General features: G+C 44.9%; 16 protein-coding genes and 2 rRNA genes (1 of these 18 running past the window's edge). 8 read left to right on the forward strand and 10 right to left on the reverse strand.

From position 1 onward, the window contains the following. Positions 1-12: 12 nt before the first annotated feature. From HF888_RS02735 to HF888_RS02750, 4 genes are all read right to left on the reverse strand, one after another. Positions 13-1989: a RecQ family ATP-dependent DNA helicase gene (locus tag HF888_RS02735; protein WP_007018784.1), complete on the reverse strand. Its 1977-nt coding sequence runs from the start codon at positions 1987-1989 to the stop codon at positions 13-15. A 98-nt stretch (positions 1990-2087) separates the two neighbouring features. Further along, complete coding sequence (locus tag HF888_RS02740; RefSeq protein WP_007018785.1) at positions 2088-2546, reverse strand: YaiI/YqxD family protein; 459 nt, start codon at positions 2544-2546, stop codon at positions 2088-2090. A gap of 34 nt (positions 2547-2580) precedes the next feature. Beyond that, positions 2581-3672: an MJ1255/VC2487 family glycosyltransferase gene (locus HF888_RS02745; protein ID WP_083771938.1), complete on the reverse strand. Its 1092-nt coding sequence runs from the start codon at positions 3670-3672 to the stop codon at positions 2581-2583. After that, positions 3669-4103 (reverse strand): phosphatase PAP2 family protein, encoded by a 435-nt coding sequence (locus tag HF888_RS02750; protein ID WP_007018787.1) that lies wholly within the window; start codon positions 4101-4103, stop codon positions 3669-3671. The genes HF888_RS02745 and HF888_RS02750 overlap by 4 nt, the downstream gene beginning before the upstream one ends. 347 nt (positions 4104-4450) lie before the next feature. Here HF888_RS02750 and HF888_RS02755 point away from each other — a divergent pair, with 347 nt between their 5' ends. Beyond that, positions 4451-5626 carry a TonB family protein gene (locus HF888_RS02755; RefSeq protein WP_083771939.1) on the forward strand — a complete coding sequence of 392 codons (1176 nt, stop codon included), beginning with the start codon at positions 4451-4453 and terminating at the stop codon, positions 5624-5626. 56 nt (positions 5627-5682) lie between these two features. On the opposite strand, the gene HF888_RS02760 is transcribed toward HF888_RS02755, so the two are convergent. The 4 genes from HF888_RS02760 to HF888_RS02775 form a co-directional block, all read right to left on the reverse strand. Then, positions 5683-7028, reverse strand: a protein-coding gene (locus tag HF888_RS02760) for an IS3 family transposase (RefSeq protein ID WP_133308514.1) whose coding sequence is annotated in 2 segments (ribosomal slippage) — positions 5683-6572 and positions 6572-7028 — 1347 coding nt in all. Because the reading frame shifts where the segments join, the coding sequence is not laid out codon by codon here. 99 nt (positions 7029-7127) lie between these two features. Beyond that, positions 7128-9275, reverse strand: coding sequence for a 3-hydroxyacyl-CoA dehydrogenase NAD-binding domain-containing protein (locus tag HF888_RS02765; RefSeq protein ID WP_007018790.1), 2148 nt, complete (start codon positions 9273-9275; stop codon positions 7128-7130). A 311-nt stretch (positions 9276-9586) separates the two neighbouring features. Further along, the gene (locus HF888_RS02770) at positions 9587-10795 is read right to left on the reverse strand and encodes an acetyl-CoA C-acetyltransferase (protein ID WP_007018791.1); all 1209 of its coding nucleotides are present in this window, start codon (positions 10793-10795) and stop codon (positions 9587-9589) included. Between the two features lie 165 nt (positions 10796-10960). Further along, a complete protein-coding gene (locus HF888_RS02775) occupies positions 10961-11596 on the reverse strand; it encodes a TetR/AcrR family transcriptional regulator (protein ID WP_007018792.1) in 636 nt (211 codons plus the stop codon). 129 nt (positions 11597-11725) lie between these two features. Between HF888_RS02775 and HF888_RS02780 the strand changes: the two genes are divergently transcribed. Further along, positions 11726-12565 carry a crotonase/enoyl-CoA hydratase family protein gene (locus tag HF888_RS02780; RefSeq protein WP_007018793.1) on the forward strand — a complete coding sequence of 280 codons (840 nt, stop codon included), beginning with the start codon at positions 11726-11728 and terminating at the stop codon, positions 12563-12565. A gap of 55 nt (positions 12566-12620) precedes the next feature. Here HF888_RS02780 and HF888_RS02785 read toward each other — a convergent pair whose 3' ends face one another. Continuing rightward, a complete protein-coding gene (locus HF888_RS02785) occupies positions 12621-13892 on the reverse strand; it encodes an NADH:flavin oxidoreductase/NADH oxidase family protein (protein ID WP_040298129.1) in 1272 nt (423 codons plus the stop codon). 214 nt (positions 13893-14106) lie between these two features. Further along, on the reverse strand, positions 14107-15597 hold the full coding sequence (gene ilvC, locus HF888_RS02790) for a ketol-acid reductoisomerase (protein ID WP_007018795.1): 1491 nt from the start codon (positions 15595-15597) through the stop codon (positions 14107-14109). Between the two features lie 310 nt (positions 15598-15907). On the opposite strand from ilvC, the gene ilvY reads away from it, so the two are divergent. The 6 genes from ilvY to HF888_RS02820 form a co-directional block, all read left to right on the forward strand. Beyond that, on the forward strand, positions 15908-16801 hold the full coding sequence (gene ilvY / locus HF888_RS02795) for an HTH-type transcriptional activator IlvY (protein WP_007018796.1): 894 nt from the start codon (positions 15908-15910) through the stop codon (positions 16799-16801). Between the two features lie 132 nt (positions 16802-16933). After that, positions 16934-17725 carry a CDP-diacylglycerol--serine O-phosphatidyltransferase gene (gene pssA / locus HF888_RS02800; RefSeq protein ID WP_007018797.1) on the forward strand — a complete coding sequence of 264 codons (792 nt, stop codon included), beginning with the start codon at positions 16934-16936 and terminating at the stop codon, positions 17723-17725. 114 nt (positions 17726-17839) lie between these two features. Further along, entirely contained in the window at positions 17840-18793 is a 954-nt protein-coding gene (gene msrP / locus HF888_RS02805; RefSeq protein ID WP_007018798.1) for a protein-methionine-sulfoxide reductase catalytic subunit MsrP, read from the forward strand. Further along, positions 18793-19410 (forward strand): protein-methionine-sulfoxide reductase heme-binding subunit MsrQ, encoded by a 618-nt coding sequence (locus HF888_RS02810; protein WP_168367032.1) that lies wholly within the window; start codon positions 18793-18795, stop codon positions 19408-19410. Before msrP ends, HF888_RS02810 begins: the two co-directional genes overlap by 1 nt. Before the next feature lie 563 nt (positions 19411-19973). After that, positions 19974-21506 (forward strand): 16S ribosomal RNA (locus HF888_RS02815). Between the two features lie 256 nt (positions 21507-21762). Next, positions 21763-22201 (forward strand): 23S ribosomal RNA (locus tag HF888_RS02820) (it continues 2445 nt past the right edge of the window). Together the 16S and 23S rRNA genes form the textbook arrangement of a ribosomal RNA operon.

The following is a 22201-nucleotide window of genomic DNA, read 5'->3' on the forward strand; positions in this document are numbered from 1 at the left end:
ATAAGACGATCTTCATAGATGATCGAGTCTAGAAATCGTCTCTTTTAAATCTCGATAGCGAAGCTGTTCGCATAAGCCGAAACCGTCTAATTGTTTGACTTTATGTTGAGTAAAAAGCGGTGTCGTCATACCTGCTAAAAACCGGCAGACAGTATCGACACTGGTGTCATTTAGTCCTTGTTCGTTCAGGTATTGCTTGAGCTCTGATACAGCATTGTTAATGTCACTATCCGTTGGCCGTTGAACAGGCTCGGAGTATTCAAGCTTGGCTATTTGACCGCGACACACTGAGCAATGTCCACATTGCTGTGGCACATCTTGATGATCAAAATATCGAGCCAGCATCTGACTAAGACACTGATCTAATTCGAAAAAGCGTACTAACGCCGCAATACGTTTTATTTCTTTTTGTTCTTTGTCTTTAAAGTAATTAAAAAGTGTCGTAACAAGCGCATCATCCTGCAAAGCTTGAGTATTAATATGATAGACCTCCGTCATTTGCTTGCTTTCTAATTGAATAAGTTGCTGGTCATGCAGGTATTCCAAGGCAGCCAATACTTTCGCCCGTTCTAGTTGCTCGCTTTGAAAACAAGCATGCAAGTCTGGTACGGCCCAAGTTCGATTGAACTTCGTCTGATTGAAGATACTTTTCAACACCTGCTGGCGACGCTCATCAAAGCGTTGAAGTATATTGGCTTGCTCTTCAAGCAGCTTAAATCGATATTCAGCGTAGTAGCTGTACGCAGGTTCTATGGCGCCCAGTATCTCCAATTGAACGAGTAAGGTCTTTAGTGGTAATGCACGAATATCACAAAGCTTAGAAAGTGCTAAGGTTTGCATTTCCCACTGGCTGCCGTTGGCGGCATCGAGTATGTGTTGGATCAGAGTTTGAATATTAGATCGCTCAGGTGTATCTCCATAAACAAAATTCTCAACCGTATTGAGGCCATCGAGATTGGCCAATGTAATACAGTTTGATGGCTGCCCATCACGTCCAGCGCGGCCGATTTCTTGACTGTAATTTTCAATGGATTTAGGTAAGTCATAGTGAATCACAAAGCGAATATTGCTTTTATCAATGCCCATACCAAAGGCAATCGTTGCCACAATGACTTGTACCTTATCTTGCATAAAATCGTTCTGGATGGCTTGGCGCTTTTCGCTATCAAAACCGGCATGGTAGGCCGTCGCTGATATTCCGCATTGTTGCAAATACGAGGCAACGGTTTCTGCACTGTGCTGCAAAGTCACGTAGACAATACCGGAACCATGTTGCTGTCTTATTTGATTGACGAGAGTGGGAAGTTTTTCAGCTTGTTTTACGGGCAATACAGATAGGTCCAGATTCGGTCGATAGAATCCTGTTTGCACAATATGTTCAGGCTGGATATCAAACTTTTCAGCCATATCGCGCTTTACCGCTTTGGTTGCGGTGGCGGTAAGCAATAGCGTTAACGGAATATTCAGATCTTTACGGTAGCTGGGCAGTTTTAAATAATCGGGGCGGAAGTTATGCCCCCATTCGGAAATACAGTGAGCTTCATCCACTACCAGCATGGAAATAGGTACAGTTTGAATGAACTGGCGAAAGCGTTCATTTTTAAAGCGCTCCACACTGATCATAAGAATCTTGATCGAACCATTGCGCACGTCTTGCATCACTTGGCGATATTCATCCTGACTCAAACTAGAATCTAAACTGGCTGCAGCAATATTTTTCTGTTTAAGAAATTCCACTTGGTCTTTCATTAAAGCCAGTAGGGGAGAGACTACTAGTGTGAGGTTTGGCAATTGCAGCGCGGTGAATTGATAGCACAGAGATTTGCCAGATCCGGTCGGAAAGATTGCCAACGAGCTATGGCCGTTAAGTAGTTGATTAATGGTTTGCGCTTGCCCAGGGCGAAACTCATTAAAGCCAAAGTTGGCTTGTAGTTTCCCATGCAATTGAGAATTGAACTGCGTATTTTGCTGTGAGTCTAGAGAATCCATAATGTCCAACGTGTAGCAAGCCGAGGCACTTACTATGCCAGCGCAGATGAGCTTTGCCTATGCCACAAAACGCTTAGGCTAACGGTATCGGAAGCAGCCTATTTTTTGTGTTGCTTGTATTTCGTCAGTATGCGATCCAACGCGTTAGCAAAGCGCTGCTTATCGTTGTTGTCCAATGGAGCAGGACCTTTCGATTGATGACCGCTGGCACGCATGGTATCCATGAAATCGCGCATACCCAGCATGGCTTTGATGTTTTCTTTGGTATAGCTTTCACCGCGTACGTTGATGGCCATGGCGCCTTTATCTAATACATCGTTTGCTAGTGGAATATCGGATGTGATCACCAAGTCTTGTTCGCTGCAGCGCTGCACGATTTCATCATCGGCAATATCAAAGCCGCTTTGCACTTGCACGCTTTTGATCAGCGGCGACTTTTGCACAGGTACATTATGGTTAGCGACAAAGGTAGCGGGAATCTCTGTGCGGATCGCGGCTTTGCAGATGATTTCACGGATAGCCACAGGGCAGGCGTCGGCATCGACCCAGATGTTCATACTTCAGATACCAATTTAGATACTATTAAACCAATTATGCCGAAATTGCTCGGGAAGTGTTAGCTGTGTCGACGGTATCAGATAATATGGGAGGATTGGGTGGCAGGTATTGTGCGGACCAAAGCGACCGAGCCAGGTCTTGCACGTCGTGCCACTGACCATTGAGGATCCATTCACTCAAGGCTTTTGCCACATCAGGCCAGGGTTTGGCTGACCCTGTTTTTTCGTTGTCTAACCATGATGTGATGGCTTGAGGTTCTAACGTCTCTAAAATAGATCCCAATTCCAGCTGCTCAAGAGCGAGGGCGTTAGAGGCTTGCTCCATTTGGCCACTAAGTGGTTTGGTTAAAATAGGCAGGCCTAAATGAATACATTCGCTGTTCAGTTCAAATCCTGAATTACAGATAACCCCTTCGGCGGCCATCAAGTCTTGCTTAAAGCCATGCACACAAGCGGTTTTTTGTTCTACGTTGCCTCGGCTTTGCGGTTTTAGCTCACTGCTGTATTGAATAAATTGATGGTCTTTAATCTGATTCAATATAGCTAGGACCTTTTGCTGATCTTCAAATGGTAAATAGACTAAATACTTACCGCTTTTTTCTTTCGGTTTGAGCGTCGAGTCAATAATGGGCGGTAGCACATTATATTCATACGGGAACCAATGCTGGCCGACAGCAAAATCAGCGGGTGCAAAATGCTGCATGATTTTTCGACTTAACCAGTTATCGCCAGCGACTGGTGTGTTTTCGCTAAACGCATATTGGTGGCCACAACCTAAAACCGGTACGCCTTTTAATTTACCTGCCCAAGCACTGACGGGCTCAAAATCACTGATGATTAAATCGAATTGCTGTACAGGCAGGGTGGCAACATCTTTCATAAACTGAGCGAGCTGGTTTTGGCGATAGGTTTGCCAGTAATTCAACTGACCTGCTTGGCTAACAAAGCTTAAACCAGGGCGATACCAAAAATCGCCAAATACTTCCATTTCGAAAAAATGTTCCCGAGGCCGACCTGTTAACATATAGGTCATATCCGCAGTGCTTTTATTTAGGTGGTGAGCCAAATGTCTAGCGCGTGATATGTGCCCGTTTCCAGTACCCTGTATTGCGTACAGTATCTTCATAGGGCAATGGTTCCTGTGTCGACAAGATAGGCAATGCTGCTGCCTAAACAAGCGCCGGCAAGAATATCCGAGGGGAAATGCACGCCCAGCATGACTCGAGAGAATCCCACTAAACTTGCCCATATGTAAATCGGCCAAGCGACAGCGCCAAACTGAGATACACATAAACCAGCCAATAAGAATGCCGCCATAGTATGACCGGATGGAAAGCTAAACTGGTCGGAAGCACGAATTATACTTGTGAAATCGGGTACGACTTCAGGGGGACGACGACGCTTAAGTATGTTCTTTAATACAAAATAAAGCGGACGCTCGATAGCAAAAGCTGTTAATACTAATAGTATGAACTGATGGGCGAGTATAGGAGCTACTAAGAATAAACTTAGCGGTAAGATTATCTGCGTATAGCCGTCGCCTGACCGTGAAATCATTCGAATCAGCCGCATGAAAAGCGGGTATACACGGTAACGACCGCACCATAAAAGCATACGAAGATCGTATGCATATAATCCACTGAGCATCTTCATAACAATAAAGGTAGTCAGTGATTATGACATATCTATTGCAAGTCGATGATGATTGAATGACAACAAAAGTTTTACGCAATCGTAGAATGTTTCATTAAAGTGACAAAATCAGGATGTAATTTGGTGTGCTTTTATTCAATATAGCTGTTCGTTTGGGTCATTTGGAGATTCCAATTGACTACCCAAAAGAGTGTGCGAGATAAGAATAAGAAATTGGCCTAACCAATACTCGAATGCTTTAGGAAAGTGATATGAAGTTTCTTCTCACATCGATCATCATATGTATGGTCTCACAATCAATATCAGCCAGTAACCTAACTAGAATGGGAGTTGGCTTATATAGTGATTTGAGTGCCAAGTATTATTATGGTGCATTATACAGCACATATAACTCAACTAATGAGAATAAGCTTTTAGACAGTAAAAGCGATATGCGCATGGAAATGCGATTCATCTCTGAAAAAGTGAGTCCTCGTCGATTTAATAAGCTCTTTAACGACATGATTGCGATTAACAATCCAACTAAAACCATAAATCAATATACAGATGAAATTATAGATCTAACTCAGATCGTGCAAGATGATCTAATATATGGTGATCGACTTGTGGTGGAACGTATTAATGGGGGAGTCACTTTTTTTATCAATAGTGTTCCAGTAATGACTACTGATAACTCTGAATTCTTGAATGTATTATTGCGAGGATGGATTGGCCTATTACCTCCCACACCTTCATACAAGAGAGATGTTTTGAGCGGAGATACCGGGCCTCATGTTTTGGCATATGAAACTTTAGATTGGGATTCCTCTCGTAAAACCTTGGTTGAAAAATGGCAAACTCCTATACGTTCTCAATCATTAGAGGCTGAACAGCTACGTTTAGAAAAACAACAATTTGAAAAAGAACAAGAAGCCCTAACACTAGCGCGAATAGCAGTAGAAAAACTAGAAAAAAAAGCCAAGAGTCAGGCGCTTGACAAAGTTGAGAAACAACGAAAACTGGCCATGCAAAAGGAAAGAGAGCGCCAGCTTGAGAAAAAACGTGAGGAAAATGAACGTAAACGACGTCAGCGATTAGCTGCTTTGAAAGAAAAGCAAGAAGAAGAACGCCAACGTCTTAAAGAGATCCAACTTGCCGAAAATATATATTATAAGCAGGTACTACGTAAAGCCATGGATGCAGTTGTTTATCCAAGAAGGGCTTATGAGCGTGGTCAGGAAGGTTTGGTCAAAGTTCGTATCAATATCGATAAAGATGGCAATGTTAAAAACGCCGTAATGATCCAATCATCAAAGATCAATATACTTGATGCAGCGGCTGTTATGTCTGCGAAAAAAGCGCAGCCGTATCCAAAGGTGCCTGTGTTGTTGGCTAACAATCAAACGGACTTTGAATTTACCATTCCTTACCGATTTAAGACTCAGTGATTGTTGACATAAAAAAGCCCGTATTGAACTGAACCCCATAAGTTGGACAGTTTGTTTTACGGGTTTAAGGTCTGATTTCGGTAGTCTACCGGACTCAGGCCTTTTAGTTTTAGCTTAATTCTATAGCGATTGTAATAGCGAATATAACTTTTAATATCTCGTTCGAGTTCTTCTAGTGATTCAAACCGCTTTAAGTGATACATCTCGCTTTTTAGCGTACCGAAAAAGCTCTCCATCGCTGCATTGTCTAAACAATTCCCTTTTCTGGACATGCTTTGAGTAAGCCCACGCTCCGCTAGCTTTTCACGATAAGATACATGCTGATACTGCCAGCCTTGATCTGAATGCAAGAGAGGTGCTTGTTGGCCTGAGAGGCGTTTATATGCCTTTTGAAGCATATTCATCACTAACGGTAGGGTTGGTCTTTTCGCGACCTGATAAGACACTATTTCACCGTTATAAAGATCTATCACTGGTGATAGATAGAGCTTTTCCCCTTTAACGTTGAACTCTGTGACATCTGTTGCCCATTTTTCGTTTGGCTTGCTCGCCTTAAAATCTCGCTGGAGATGGTTCTGAGCTATACGCCCGATTTCTCCTTTATAAGATCGGTATTTCTTAACTCGTATTTTGGATTTCAAGCCCATGTCACGCATTAGTCGTAATACCTTTTTATGGTTTACTCGATACCCTTTTCCATTCAAAGCCAAAGTAATCCTGCGATAGCCATAGCGTCCCTTATGTCTGTGATAGATACGCTTTATTTGACCTTCTAGCTTAGCTTTATCTATGTTTACCGCTTTGGGTTTATTGTGATAGTAAAACGTACTACGAGACAGTTTTGCTGCTTTTAATAACGCCGCTAACGGATACTTATGCCTTAATCCTTGGATGGTGAGGGCTTTTTCTTGGCCACCCTTTCCTTTTTCTGGAGTAAGGCATCGTACTTTTTTAGAAAGGCATTCTCCGCGCGCAGGTACTCTAACTCTTTCATCAGCTCCTCACGAGTTAGACTACTATCGGGGTTATTAGCGGGTTTCTTGGGTGTCATGGGTAGTCTACCTTTAGGCTTGGATGCTAATGCGTTAAAGCCTCCAGTTTGATACTGATGTCGCCACTTCGCAATAATACCGTGATTTCGTATATCGAAAATGGCTGCAGCTTGTTGGTGGGACACGTTATGAGAATAAACGTACTTCAAGACATCTAATTTGAAAGCAGCATTATAAACGGTGTACTTCTTTTCAAATGCAGCTAGCCCGTGCTGCTGGTAATGTCTTACCCATTTCTTAAGCGACGAAAGGTCAATCTCTAGTTTGTCTGCAACACTCTTTAGTGATTCATTACTCTTAAGAAACTGCTGAATTGCTTTGATCTTCTGCTCTTTACTGTATTTACTCATAAAAACACCCCAAAGGCTGGATTGGTGTCCAACTTTTGGGGTGCAGTTCATATCCGAATGCATCGGAACGGGCTTTATTGATTGTCAGTCTTCTAAGAGTTAAACGAACGCTTCATCCTTTTCTGCTTGCGCTTCTAATATACTCGGTGGTGTAAAACGATCCCCATACGTATTGGCTAACTCTTTCGCACGTTGATAGAAGTTGCGAACGCCATATTGATTAACGTATTGAATAGCGCCACCGGTCCAAGGTGCAAAACCAATTCCAAAAATCGAACCAATATTTGCATCGCGTACACTGGTCAGCACTTTTTCTTCATAGCAGCGTAAGGTTTCAATAGCTTGAACAAAAAGTAGACGTTCTTTAGCTTCTTCGAACTCAATACTGACGTCTGCTTTTACAAAGTGTTCACGTAACCCTGGCCAAAGTTGTTTTTTACCTTTGGCAGGATAGTCGTAAAACCCAGCACCTGCTGCTTTGCCTTCACGCTTGAAGTCATCAATCATGCGATCAGTTAACGATTCTGCCGGTGTGACTTCAAGATCAGACCCTTCTGCTCGCAAGTCTTCTCGAGTTTGTCGAGTGACTTTTCTGGTTAGGGTTAAGCTGACTTCATCTTGCACCGCCAGTGGGCCAACTGGCATACCTGCTTGTAGTGCGGCGCTTTCAATGAATTGTGGTTCAATGCCTTCTGCCAACATCCGCAACCCTTCATTCACAAAAGTGCCAAAGGTGCGGCTGGTGAAGAAACCGCGACTATCATTTACGACGATAGGGGTCTTATTGATTTGTAATACATAGTCAAAGGCTTTAGCTAGAGTTTCATCATTGGTTTTTTCACCCATAATGATTTCTACTAATGGCATTTTATCCACAGGGCTAAAGAAGTGCAGACCAATGAATTTTTCTTGTGCCTTTGAGGCGATAGCCAACCCTGAAATAGGCAGGGTTGACGTGTTCGAAGCGAATACACCGTCTTTGCTCATAAATACTTCTGCTTCTTGTGTTACTTTGGCCTTTAACTCACGATTTTCAAACACGGCTTCAATGATGAGATCACAACCGTCTAAATCTTCCGCTTTGTCCGAAGGCAGAATGCGATCTAGAATGGTTTTGGCTTTTTCTTCAGACATCTGCTTGCGGCTGATACGTTTTTTTAACAGTCCTTCGCTATAGGACTTACCCTTTTCAGCCGCTTCCATAGAAACGTCTTTCAGAACCACATCAATACCGCTCATGGCAGTGGAATAAGCGATGCCTGCGCCCATCATACCTGCGCCTAAAATACCTACTTTCTTCGTGACTTGTTTATCTATGCCGCTAGGGCGAGAGCCACCTGCTTTGATTTCATTAAGTTGGAACCAGAATGTGCCAATCATGTTTTTGGCAATCTGCGAAGTGGTTAATTCAGTAAAGTAGCGGCTTTCAATGGTACAAGCTTCATCGAATGTGACTTGTGCGCCTTCAACTGCTGCTGCCAGAATTTTTTCCGGTGCTGGATAGCATCCCTTGGTTTTCTGTCGCAGTACACTGGGTGCAATGGCAAGTTTTTGTGCCACCGCAGGATGACTGGGAGCGCCTCCTGGCAATTTATAACCTTTAACATCCCAAGGCTGTGTGGATTTAGGGTTCGCTTTAATCCATGCTTTGGCTTTTACCATGAGATCGTCTTGGTTCTCTGCTATCTCGTGGATTAACCCTGCTTTCAATGCTTTTTGCGGGTTAACCTGTTTACCTTCCATTAAGAAAGGAAAAGCAGCTTCGAGACCAATTAGGCGCACCATACGCGCAACACCGCCACCACCAGGCAACAAACCCAAGGTAACTTCGGGTAGTCCCACTTTTAACTTTGGATTATTTAATGCAATGCGATGATGACTCGCCAAGCAAATTTCAAAACCACCGCCCAGCGCTGCACCATTAATGGCTGCGACAACAGGAACCCCTAATGTTTCAATCTTACGCAGAGGCGCTTTGATTTTTTCTACCATATTGAAAAATTCTTCAGCATCGTCCTTGGTGACTGCGATGAGTTCTTTTAAATCACCGCCAGCAAAAAACGTATCTTTTGCAGAGGCATATATCACACCGCTGATGCTATCTTTTTCACTTTCTAAACGGTCAGCAATGGCCAAAATGGATTCACGGAAATCCGCGTTCATGGTATTAGCGCTTTGTCCCGGCATATCCATTGTTAACGTGACAATATTGTCGCTGTCTTTTTCGAATCGAATTGCGTCTGTCATATTCTTTCTTCCTAAGATTAAAAACGACCTGCGTTGCTAAAGCGGTGTTACTTGTAAAATTGTAATGCTTTGTCTTAGCCGCCTCGGCTGCGTTTTTAAATTTCTGTTTTAGTCATTAAAAATTAGGCTTAAAACTGCTTTATAACTTACCTAATTTGCTCATTTTATTTTTGTGACGAATTTTAATTGCAAGAACCGTTAGTGAGGTAGATTTAGCAAGGCATAAATTTTTGAGGGGAGGCGTTTAGCTAGCCTAAATAACGATCCCGATAAAATTTATAACGACGCTAGAGCAACGTAACTAGGTTCGCTTATAGTCGTTCGATGATGGTGGCAATCCCCATCCCACCCCCAACACATAATGTTGCTAGGCCGTAGCGTTTTTCTTGACGCTCAAGTTCATCTAGCAATGTGCCTAATATCATGGCACCGGTTGCGCCTAGCGGATGCCCCATAGCAATAGAGCCGCCATTTACGTTAATCTTTTCCCAAGGCACATTCAGTTCTTTCTGGAATTTCATTACAACAGAAGCAAAGGCTTCGTTTACTTCGAATAGATCAATGTCTTCTGCCGTTAGACCAGCCTTAGCGAGTGCTTTACGAGCGGCAGGGGCTGGGCCGGTTAGCATGATCGTGGGTTCAGTTGAGGTCAGTGCAACGCTGACAATTCTAGCGCGAGGTTTCATACCCATTTCTTTACCAATGGCTTCACTACCAATGAGTACTAAGGCAGCGCCATCGACAATGCCTGAACTATTACCGGCATGATGCATATGATTTATGTTTTCGACCTGCGGGTATTTTAGTTTGGCGGTATCGTCAAAGCCCATGGCGCCCATCATCTCAAATGAAGGCTTAAGGGCTGATAGAGATTCGACAGTGGTCTCTTCACGAATGAGTTGATCATGATCCAAAATGGTCAAACCATTTTGATCTTTAACAGGAATGCGTGATTTATCAAAGCGACCCGCTTTTTGCGCGGCGGCCGCTTTGCGTTGTGATTCGGCGGCATATGCATCGACATCTTCGCGCGAAAAACCTTCCAAGGTGGCGATGAGGTCAGCACCAATACCCTGTGGAACAAAGTGCGTCATCATATTGGTTTCTGGGTCCATGGCCCAAGCGCCGCCATCACTACCCATGGGGATACGACTCATGGACTCCACACCACCAGCAACAATCAAATCTTCCCAGCCCGAGGCGACTTTCATGGCGGCGGTATTGACGGCTTCTAAACCGGAAGCGCAAAAGCGGTTAAGCTGCATACCTGCTACTTGTTCGTTCCAACCCGCCGCTAACGCAGCGGTTTTCGCGATATCTGCACCTTGATCGCCAACAGGGGTCACACAACCTAAAACCACGTCCTCTACTCTGCTGGTATCTAGGCCTGTTCGTTCTTCAAGGGCCTTCATTAAGCCCACAACTAGTGATACGGGTTTGGTGCTGTGCAGCGCGCCGTCTTTTTTGCCTTTGCCACGGGGAGTACGTATGGCGTCGTATATATATGCTGGGTTGCTCATATCGGACCTTTTTATTGTTATCTGACTGTATCAATGGTGTCGACAAGTTTCGTCATTGTGAAATTAACAGTACATGAGGCACCTTGAGATCTCCAATGGCCATAAATGCCGTTAACAGTGGCGTAACATGTCAGACAGAAACATAGTCTGAAAAATGCAGAGAAATTATTTTTGTAGGATGATTTCTAAATGGCGGACGGTGGTTTGCGCAATTTCTTTGATGTCTTTTTGCTTGGCGAAAATCCCGTCGCTGGCTAGGCGTGCTAGACCGTGCAAACTGGCCCATGTCATTTGAGCGAGACGTAGGGGAGGCTCTTGGGTTTTAATCAAGCCTTGATCTGCAAACAATTCGAATAACCTGACATATTGTCGAAAGCAATCTTTTGCATTGCGCTGAAAGCGGGCGTTTTCCGAGTCTTGCCACAGTGCTTGGCCAAACATAAGTTCGTATTGGGTTGGGTGTTGGATAGCAAAATCTAAGTAGTCCATTACTGCCTGTTGTAACCTCGCATTAAGCGGCGCTTCATCATCATCGACGACTTTGCTCAACAATAGACTTAATTCCTCAAATCCTTGGCTTGCCACGGCGGCCAGTAGTGCTCCTTTATCTTTAAAATGGTGATAAGGCGCTGTTCGGGAAACTCCAACCATATCTGCTAATTTGCGCAAAGACAGAGCAGATACACCTTGGGAGCGAATGATCTCCACACTGGCGTTCAACAAAGCTAAGCGCAGGTTGCCGTGATGGTATGGCTGGTTAGCGCTTGCTTTGAGATTACTTGTCCGTGAGGTGTCTTTCATTTTTACGGTCTTTTTGTGAGCGTACGGGTAAAAGTGAATTGATTCTAAACCTAATCTTGACGATGTCCAAATGCTGGCTTATCTTGACGGTGTCTAAATTAAAATAAAAATGCGTTTAGAGAGAATAATATGGATTACAAGTCCTTCAACGTTGAGATTAAAAACCAAATTGCCCACGTGCAGCTCAGTCGTCCTGAAGCTATAAACTCTATGAATATGGACTTTTGGTTAGAGTTGCCAGAGTGCGTAAAATCCATTGATGCTAGTGGTGAGGCTCGAGTTATCGTGATTTCATCCACAGGTAAGCATTTTAGTGCTGGCATGGATCTGAGTGTGTTCAGTAGCCCTAAAGCCGCACCTATGTCTGGCGACCCCGGTCGTATGGGGGAAAATCTGCGTCGAGTGGTCATGCAGTTGCAAGCCAGTTTAAGCTCATTAGAAGAAGTAAGGATTCCTGTATTAAGTGCGGTTCAAGGCGGTTGTATAGGAGGTGCGTTGGATATGGTGTGCGCCAGTGATAGTCGTTATTGCACCTCGGATGCCTATTTCACAATTAAAGAAACAGAGCTAGGTATGACTGCGGATGTAGGCACCCTGCAACGTTTGCCCAAACTTATGCCACAAGGCGTTGTGCGAGAGCTGGCCTACACTGGACGAAAATTCACGGCTCAAGAAGCAAAAAACTTAGGTTTCGTAAATGAAATCTATGAAAGTCACGAGGCTCTGCTGGAGGGGGTCATGGCGATCGCAGCCAGTATTGCTAAAAACTCTCCTCTTGCTGTAGTGGGTTGCAAAGAGATGCTGAACTACAGCCGAGATCATTCGGTTGAGGACAGCTTGAAATATATGGCTACTTGGCAATCAGGTATGTTTCGCCCTAACGATATGATGAAAACCTTCGCTGCAAAATCCACTAAAACTCAAGCTGAGTTTGATGATGTTTGGCCAGTAAAGGGATTGTTTGAATAGTAAGTACTTAGGTTGAGTGGGAGAGGGCGCTCAAGGATATCCTTGAGCGTTTTTGTTACGCAAATTTTCGCTTGAGTGCTCGAGTGAAGTCTTTACGTAAATGAGAAAATAAGGCTTTGCGTGGAAAAAAATCTGAGTCGCTGGGTTTGCCTTTAGCAAGCAATTCAATCTGATGATAATACCAACCTGCTTGGGTTTGGTTATTTAAGGCTTGAATGGATTTGGACCGACTTGTCGGTCCCCAGAACCCGTCACCCAATTTGAGCTGGCTATCCATATCTGATATTTCTTTAAGCTCACCATTCATCATTTTTTTCGGAAACTTTGGATCAATACAAAATGGGCGTGCTAGACCGATGGCGTCTGTATCTCCTGACTGCAAAGCGTTTTCCATACCTTCCACTGATCGAAAGCCCCCGGTAACCATAATCGGCATTTGAGCGATTGCTTGTATTTCTCGGGCGTATTCCAAGAAAAAGGCTTCTCGTTTGATTGTGCTTTTTCGCATTCCGCTGGAATCGCCTTGTTCAAAGCTCTTTTTAAAGAACTCCAATTGCTCATAAGTACCCCCTGATATTTCCAATAAGTCGACGTTGAGCTCATTTAACCAGAGGACCACTTGTTTGCTTTCTTCTAAAGTAAAACCACCTTTCTGAAAGTCACTACTATTAAGCTTGACGGAGATTGGAAACTCTTTGCCTACCGCAGCGCGGACTGCCCTTACAACGTCTAGTAATAACCGAGCACGATTTTCTAAACTGCCGCCGTAATCGTCGGTTCGTTGATTGGTGACAGGGCTTAAGAATTGGCTTAGTAAGTAGCCATGAGCGCTATGAATTTGCACGCCGTGAAAACCAGACTTTTGCAGAATGGCGGCGGTAGTTGCAAAGCGTTGAATGATATCGTTAATGTCTTCAAGGCTCGCTGCTCTTGGTTTTGCGAAATTACTGGCGAGTTTCAGTTGAATATCGCTGGCAGACAGAGGTTTGGTATTAACCAGCCTTGGACATTGTCGACCTGGGTGACTTATTTGAGCCCAAAGTTGACAGCCCTCGCTTTCAACTGTCTTTGCCCACAGTGAAAGCTCACCTAATGAGTCTTCGCTTTCAACCACCACATTGCCTGCGCGTTCCAAATAACGTCTGTCGATCATAATGTTGCCAGTGATCAACACCGCTGCACCGCCTTGAGCCCAAGTTTTATAGAGTTGTCTATGTGATTCGGTGGCCTGATCGTGTTTATTCGCTATGCCTTCGGTCATGGCCGCTTTGATCATACGGTTTTTTATTGTTGTCCCGCATGGAAGAGATAATGAGTCGGCCAGCATGAGACTATTCCTGTATTTTCAATAAATAGAGTTATTACTCTAATCGCTTCTCTGGGTTCTGGCAATATTGTTTTTATGGGATTATTTGGCGCATGCAGTTGGATAGGGTTTTTATTCAATGTCGAGTCGTTTTCGCTCAAGATCGAATGTGCTGGGCACAAAAAAACCGCTACGTTTCCGCAGCGGTTTCTTTAATCGTTTAATCTTCTAATTATTACTTAGAAGCTTCAACGATCTTTTTCATGTCAGTCATATAACCACGTAGTTCTTGACCGATCCACTCAACTGGGTGTTCGCGAATTTCTTCGTTAACGTCTACCAAGCGAGCGTTGTCTACAGAGTTAGACTTAAGCTCTAAACCTTTACCGATTACATCCGTACCGATGTTAGGCATGAACTCTTCACGTAGCAGAGGTACCGCAGCGTGAGAGAACAGGTAGCAACCGTATTCTGCCGTATCAGAAATAACCACGTTCATTTCGTAAAGTTTCTTACGAGCGATAGTGTTAGCAATAAGTGGAGTTTCGTGTAGAGACTCGTAGTATGCAGACTCTTCGATGATGCCAGACTCAACCATGGTTTCGAATGCTAGTTCAACACCGGCTTTAACCATAGCAACCAGTAGAATGCCTTTGTCGAAGAATTCTTGCTCGTCGATTTCTACATCACATGGGCCTTCTTTTTCAAAACCCGTTTCGGCTGTTTCTGCGCGCCATTTTAATAGGTTCGCATCGTCGTTTGCCCAGTCTTCCATCATGGTGCGAGAGAATTCGCCAGTCATGATGTCGTCTTGGTGCTTACGGAATAGAGGGCGCATTAGGCCTTTCAATTCGTCAGCTAGATCAAACGCTTTGATTTTGGCTGGGTTTGATAGACGGTCCATCATGTTGGTGATACCACCAATCTTCAATGCTTCAGTCACTGTTTCCCAACCGAATTGAATCAGCTTAGCTGCGTATGGGCCGTCGATGCCGTCAGCAACCATTTTTTCGTAACCAAGGATGGCACCAGTTTGTAACATACCGCAAAGGATAGTTTGCTCACCCATAAGGTCAGATTTAACTTCGGCAACGAAAGAGCTTTCTAGGACACCAGCACGGTCGCCACCAGTAGCAGACGCCCACGCTTTAGCGATGTCTAGGCCTTCGCCTTTAGGGTCGTTTTCTGGGTGAACAGCGATTAGCGTTGGTACACCGAAACCACGCTTATATTCTTCACGTACTTCAGAACCTGGGCACTTAGGCGCAACCATAACAACCGTTAGGTCTTCGCGGATTTGCATACCTTCTTCAACGATATTGAAGCCGTGAGAGTAACCTAGAGTTGCGCCTTGCTTCATTAGAGGCATAACAGTAGATACGGCGTCAGTGTGTTGCTTGTCTGGCGTTAGGTTACATACTAGGTCTGCAGTAGGTACTAGCTCTTCATAAGTACCAACAGTAAAACCGTTATCTGTCGCGTTTTTCCAAGATTGACGCTTTTCAGCGATAGCCGCTTCACGTAGAGCGTAAGAAACGTCCAGACCAGAATCGCGCATGTTAAGGCCTTGGTTAAGACCTTGAGCACCACAGCCGATGATCACGACTTTCTTGCCCTTAAGGAATTCACAACCGTTAGAGAATTCATCACGGTTCATGAAACGGCATTGACCAAGTTGGTCTAGCTGTTCACGTAGGTTAAGTGTATTAAAGTAATTCTGACCCATCTTTACTCTCCTAATGGATTTGGGGTTCGATATTCGTCGCGAACAGATAAAAGCTAGCTTACTCGCCCTAGCTGCGTTAAATGAATCTCGGCTCAGTCATTTACTACATGTAAACTCCCAAGCCTCAATTCATTTTGCCTTGCTACGGCGTCGCCGCTGACGCTTTATCTATCCGCTCACAATTCGATAGATATTCAAAACCCGTGCAGTGTAAGGAAAAAAGCACGTTGCGTAAAACGCGATATTTGAAATGTAACATTGCAGAAAATGCAATATACTGAGCTGAGACAATTCAGGTGTTGATTTCTCGATGGATTTCAAAGATTTAAACCAGTTTGTGGTATTGAGTGAGACGTTGCATTACGGACGAGCTGCGCAGCAGTGTCATACCTCTGCATCGACTATAAGCCGTGTTGTGCAGCGCTTAGAAGAGCAGCTTGGCCAGCAGCTCATTAATAGAGAGCGTAAAGACGTGAAGCTGACCCGTGCTGGGGAGAGTTTTAAAGAGTATGCCATTCGCACCCTTGAGCAATACCAGCAGCTGCGAGATCAATTACATACCCGCACCAGTGAGCTAGAGGGGGAGTTAAGTCTTTATTGTTCGGTCACGGCCACCTACAGCTTTTTATCAGAATTACTGGCGTTGTTTCGACAGCGTCATCCGCTGGTGGATATTCGTTTGCGTACAGGGGACGCTGCGCAGGCTGTGGATATGGCAAAAAACGGAGAGGTGGATATCGCCATTGCTGCGCGCCCCGATCAACTTTCCCCTCGTTTGGCGTTTCGTCCTATTAAGCAAGTGCCACTTGCGTTTATCGCTCCAAACCAGTCTGGTCCAGTCAGTGATGCCTTGAGTCAAATCGATGTGGATTGGAAAAAAATCCCTATGATTCTGTCTGAAACCGGACTCGGCAGGGTTCGCGTGGATAACTGGTTCAAGCAACGACAAATCAAACCACAGATTTATGGTCAAGTCAGTGGTCATGAGGCGATTGTCGCCATGGTGGCGCTAGGCTTTGGTGTCGGAGTGGTGCCAGAGTTGGTATTAAGCAATAGTCCAATGATGGAAAAAGTGCGGATTTTGCCTGTACAACCAGAACTAGAGCCGTTTTCGGTGGGGCTCTGCACATTGAATAGCCACCTTAATCACCCGCTTGTTGATGCGTTTTGGCAGGTGACGGAGGAGTGGCTGACAGGTCAATAGACTATACTGTGGCAAAACTCAGTCATCGCTAAATTTATTTGAGTTTGCACATGTTCACGTTTACCTTACGACGTGCAGCATTTTTATCAGAATTATTTTAGAATGCTCAGCCTATGATTTTTTAGGTGATATATGTCAGATCCACAAGAGAAAAAGGTTATTCCCTTGAACCAAGAAAACGATTCGGTACCAGGAAAAACGAAACTGCGTAGCAAAGGTATTTATTTGCTTCCAAACCTATTTACTACAGGCGCATTATTCTCTGGTTTCTACGCCGTAGTTGCCTCCATGAATGGACACTTCGACAAGGCGGCTATCGCAATTTTTGTAGCAATGATTTTGGATGGACTAGATGGCCGTGTTGCTCGTATGACCAATACACAAAGTGAATTCGGTGCTGAGTACGACTCTTTAGCGGATATGGTGAGCTTTGGCGTGGCTCCGGCGCTGGTGGCTTTTAGTTGGTCTTTGCAGTCCTTAGGCCAAGCTGGTTGGATAGCAGCATTTATATATGTTGCTGGTGCGGCCTTGCGTCTTGCCCGTTTCAATACCCAAATTGAAACAGCGGATAAAAATTACTTTACGGGTCTTGCTAGTCCTTCTGCGGCCGCGATCGTAGCGGGCACTGTCTGGGTCTTCAATGACAACGGTATTGCTGGAATAGATGTGGCTGCGCTCATGGCGGTGTTAGTAGGTCTTGCTGGTATTCTTATGGTGAGTAATGTGAAATACCACAGCTTCAAAGGCTTTGACCTAAAAGGTAAGGTGCCATTTGTCGCCATGCTTGCGGTTGTGGGTGTGTTCGCTGTGATCTCCATCGACCCGCCAGTGGTCCTATTAGCGGTATTCCTCCTTTACGGATTGACAGGACCTGTTTGGACCGCCTGGTTGTGGCTGAAAGAGCGTAAAGCTAAATCAGTGTAATAATTCCCTAGTGTTAACCGTCATCTGTATTACCTTAACTCCAAGTGGTGGTCCAGATGACGAACTTTCCCCTATCTCCTAGTCTAAACAGTATCCCCTTGATTAGGTGTTCCCATGCTTATTAAGTCCAATACAGATCTCACTGAAGCAGATGTTACGCCTGAATCTGTTTATCTAGCCCGTCGTAAATTTATGAAAGCCAGCGCTCTCGGGTTGTTTGGCTTATCCATGGCTTCGATGCCTAGCGCACTGCTTGCTAAAGCGCTGGATTTCCAGAAAACGGCTTTTGGTAAAAATGAAACCTTAACGCCAGAAGATGTGGTGACCAGCTATAACAATTTCTATGAGCTAGGCACAGGAAAGAATGATCCGGTTAGAAATGCCGATGAGTTAAAGACAGACGATTGGCATATAGAGGTAGAGGGTCATGCAGAGGTCACCGGGAAATTTGCCTTAGAGGACTTGATTAAGAAGCAACAATTGGAAGAGCGAATTTATCGTCTGCGTTGTGTTGAAGCTTGGTCCATGGTGATTCCGTGGGTTGGTTTTTCCCTTGCGGCCATGCTCAAACAGTTTAAACCGACATCCAAAGCCAAGTATGTCGAATTCGTTTCGATTCATGACCCTGAAAACCTGTCAGGTCAGCGCAGTGTTTTTTCGACTATTGATTGGCCTTATGTAGAAGGTTTGCGAATGGATGAAGCCATGAATGAGTTGAGCTTTATGGCCACTGGCTTGTATGGCAAAAGCTTACCTAATCAAAATGGCGCCCCTATACGTTTGGTCGTGCCTTGGAAATATGGTTTTAAAAGCATTAAATCCATCGTGAATATACGCTTTGTAGAAAGCATGCCGCAAACAACATGGAATGATATCGCCCCTAATGAATATGGCTTTTATGCCAATGTGAATCCCAAAGTCGATCACCCGCGCTGGAGTCAGGCTACTGAGCGCCGTCTTCCGAGTAGCTTCTTTAACCCCAAACGCATACCTACAGAAATGTTTAATGGCTACGCAGAGCAGGTGGCGCATTTATATAAAGGCATGGATCTGACGAAGTACTATTAATGGATATTAAACTCAACAGCCGCACAGCTGGATTTAACTTTGCTATATGGGGTCTGGTTTTGTTGCCCCTATTAATGTCTTTCTATGGTTTTTACCAAGTACAATTTGTGGGCAATATTTTCTATTACGGGCCTGAGCCTGGCAAAGCTATCGTTCATTTTCTCGGGGAGTGGGCGATTGCTTTCTTATTATTAGTGATCGCCATACGTCCCATCCATAAGCTAACGGCTATTCAACTACGTCCTTATAGTCGTCGCGTTGGACTGGCTGCGTTCTTTTATGGACTGGTACATGTCTTTGCTTATTTCGCTTTCATCCAGGGGTTCGTCTGGCAAGAATTATGGGAGGACTTGCTTAAGCGTCCTTACATTATAGCGGGCGCTTTGGCGCTCTTATTATTGCTACCTCTAGCGGCAACATCGACCAAAGGGTGGATGCGTCGTTTAAGGCAGCGCTGGAAACAACTGCATTTCTTAGTCTATCCGGCCAGTGGATTGGTGCTTGTTCATATATGGTGGCAAGTTAAAGCGGACTTTCTATTGGCGCTGGTAACCAGTGCTTTGTTCGCATTGATATTATTTCTACGTTTTTTCTATTCACGGCTTGCGTCCCCATAAAAGCCGTCTAATCTTCTTAATCCGTGCTGTGAAATCTTTTTGAAATTATTTTGCAACAAAGGTTTGACAAGAATCTTAAAGTGCGTAGAATGCGCCACCTCTTCAACGGGAAGCGAGTTCGAAAGGGTTTGTAACCGGTTGATTTGAAAGTAAAAACTTCAAGATTTTGACCGACTGGTTAACTTGATAAAAACTTTCAAAAAGAGGTTGACGCTGAAACGAAACACTGTAAAATGCGCGCCTCGCTTGGACGAGAGGCCTTTGAAAGAGGGTTTGAAAAGAAACTTTTCAGTCTCGCTAAGCTCCTGAAAATAAACAAAAAAGTTTAAATTCAGGGTTGACAAAAGGATGCGAATCATTAAAATGCGCATCCCGCTTCGAGAGAAGCAACGACAAGCCCGAGCGGCAAGTCGAGATCTTTAAAAACGAATTCAGACAATTCGTGTGGGTGCTTACCGAAAGTCTTAGTGCAAACAAAAGACTTTTCGAGTAAGTCAAACACTGTCAAATTTATTTTAACAGTAGTTTTAATACTTGAGCACATCTTAGGATGTAAAATTTTTAAACTGAAGAGTTTGATCATGGCTCAGATTGAACGCTGGCGGCAGGCTTAACACATGCAAGTCGAGCGGAAACGATGATAGCTTGCTATCAGGCGTCGAGCGGCGGACGGGTGAGTAACGCGTAGGAACCTACCCAGTAGTTCGGGATAGCCCAGAGAAATTTGGATTAATACCGGATACGCCCTACGGGGGAAAGGGGGCTTCGGCTCTCGCTATTGGATGGGCCTGCGTGAGATTAGCTTGTTGGTGAGGTAAGAGCTCACCAAGGCAACGATCTCTAGCTGGTCTGAGAGGATGATCAGCCACACTGGGACTGAGACACGGCCCAGACTCCTACGGGAGGCAGCAGTGGGGAATATTGCACAATGGGCGCAAGCCTGATGCAGCCATGCCGCGTGTGTGAAGAAGGCTCTAGGGTTGTAAAGCACTTTCAGCAGTGAGGAAAGCTTGTTGGTTAATACCCATCAAGTGTGACGTTAACTGCAGAAGAAGCACCGGCTAACTCCGTGCCAGCAGCCGCGGTAATACGGAGGGTGCAAGCGTTAATCGGAATTACTGGGCGTAAAGCGCACGTAGGTTGTCTGTTAAGTTGGATGTGAAAGCCCAGGGCTCAACCTTGGAACTGCATCCAAAACTGGCAGGCTAGAGTACGGTAGAGGTGAGTGGAATTTCCTGTGTAGCGGTGAAATGCGTAGAGATGGGAAGGAACATCAGTGGCGAAGGCGACTCACTGGACTGATACTGACACTGAGGTGCGAAAGCGTGGGTAGCAAACAGGATTAGATACCCTGGTAGTCCACGCCGTAAACGATGTCTACTAGCCGTTGGGATCCTTGAGATCTTAGTGGCGCAGCTAACGCACTAAGTAGACCGCCTGGGGAGTACGGTCGCAAGATTAAAACTCAAATGAATTGACGGGGGCCCGCACAAGCGGTGGAGCATGTGGTTTAATTCGAAGCAACGCGAAGAACCTTACCTACTCTTGACATCTAGAGAACTTGGCAGAGATGCCTTGGTGCCTTCGGGAACTCTAAGACAGGTGCTGCATGGCTGTCGTCAGCTCGTGTTGTGAAATGTTGGGTTAAGTCCCGTAACGAGCGCAACCCTTGTCCTTAGTTGCCATCATTTAGTTGGGGACTCTAAGGAGACTGCCGGTGACAAACCGGAGGAAGGCGGGGACGACGTCAAGTCATCATGGCCCTTACGAGTAGGGCTACACACGTGCTACAATGGCCAGTACAAACGGTTGCCAAGTCGCGAGACGGAGCTAATCTGAGAAAGCTGGTCGTAGTCCGGATTGGAGTCTGCAACTCGACTCCATGAAGTCGGAATCGCTAGTAATCGCGAATCAGAATGTCGCGGTGAATACGTTCCCGGGCCTTGTACACACCGCCCGTCACACCATGGGAGTGGGTTGCTCCAGAAGTGGCTAGCTTAACCTTCGGGAGAGCGGTCACCACGGAGTGATTCATGACTGGGGTGAAGTCGTAACAAGGTAGCCCTAGGGGAACCTGGGGCTGGATCACCTCCTTAAACGATAGCACTGGCTTTCGGTTAAGTGCTCACACGAATTGTCTGAATTGAATATTGTTTCTCGAAAGAGAAGGCAAGATTCAGTTCTATGTTCTTTAAAAATTTGGATAATTTTCTCGAAAATCAAATAAGTTGTGATGACTTGTTTGTTTTCAAACCAAGTAGCAATCAAGCGATCCGGTGTGCATTAAGCACATATCGAACAGTTGCATGATCTTAATAACTTGGAATCAACTGAGTTGGTTTTGGGTTATATAGTCAAGCGACTAAGCGTACACGGTGGATGCCTTGGCAACTAGAGGCGATGAAAGACGTTGTAGCCTGCGATAAGCTACGGGGAGTCGGCAAACAGACTTTGATCCGTAGATCTCTGAATGGGGAAACCCACTCCTTAGGGAGTATCTTGCACTGAATACATAGGTGACAAGAGGCAAACCCGGTGAACTGAAACATCTAAGTAACCGGAGGAAAAGAAATCAATTGAGATTCCCTGAGTAGCGGCGAGCGAAAGGGGACCAGCCCTAAAGTGCTGGTGTAGGTAGGAGAAGGCTCTGGAAAGTGCCGCCATAGTGGGTGATAGCCCCGTATCTAAAACCTTATCCAGTATTATTCGAGTAGGTCGGAGCACGTGAAACTTTGACTGAACATGGGGGGACCATCCTCCAAGGCTAAATACTCCTAGTTGACCGATAGTG

The sequence above is a fragment of the Bermanella marisrubri genome, from assembly GCF_012295615.1.
In the GTDB taxonomy this organism is placed as follows: Bacteria; Pseudomonadota; Gammaproteobacteria; order Pseudomonadales; family Oceanobacteraceae; genus Bermanella; species Bermanella marisrubri.